Below are 791 nucleotides of genomic sequence, written 5' to 3'. Positions count from 1 at the left end.
ACATTATAGTTGTGAATACTCCGGTAATTAATGAAAGTCACACCCGCAAAGTCAAAACTACCAAAGCTCCCAGAGCCAATCGAACTTGGTGTTGCAACACCTCCGGCGCTATTGAGTGTCTGTGCTAAGGCTGTGTTTAAATAGGTCTCACGAATTGTTTTATGGTTTTTCAACTTGGAAAAGAATTCATTACCACAAAGCCCAATAATCCGCGAACGATCAGAAAATGCTCCTTTTGAAGCTTCAATCATCCTCATAATGACTTGATCAACATGGTCCGCAACATTGGTTGTCTCATTATTTAATTTAAAATCAATCGGCTTTGGTGGTGCGATTTCCCATTCTTTGTACCAATCGACAATAACAGAGCCATCGGCATCAAGAACCACCCCTTGAACAGCGCCAAGCTGCATATTTTCCCATGTCAATTCTATTTCAGAAATCAGTTTCTTTTGTTTTCTGGCAATATATTTCATTGCTGTCTCTAACTGATCTTCTGTCCCAAATTCACGACGGTTTTGGATTTCTTCTGATTTCACCGTATCACTTTTGGCAATCCGTGTTGTTTTGAAAAACCGAAGATTACGACCCTCTCTATCACCTTCTGTCAAAGGTGCGCCACGTTCACTGGTTTGAATAAGCGAAAATGTATTATCACGCCGTTCAATACCAACCACTGTGGTACTGGTTTCAACTTCCTCAAAAAGATTAAGAGAGCTTACAAGACCAGGTTGAAACTCATAGTTTTCAATGGCTTTCATCATTGTGATGCTTGAGAAAGCATCATGTTT

General features: G+C 40.1%; 1 protein-coding gene. It reads right to left on the bottom strand.

What is annotated here, in order from left to right; genetic code table 11:
• Window positions 1-791: major capsid protein (locus ACFIL8_RS11525; RefSeq protein ID WP_375689914.1), on the bottom strand; the 791-nt coding region annotated here is incomplete at both ends.

It is taken from the genome of Bartonella sp. AP57NXGY, assembly GCF_042195805.1.
Taxonomy (GTDB): Bacteria; Pseudomonadota; Alphaproteobacteria; order Rhizobiales; family Rhizobiaceae; genus Bartonella.
The sequence above is the reverse complement of the archived record's forward strand: the minus strand, read 5'-3'. Positions and strand labels throughout refer to the sequence as shown.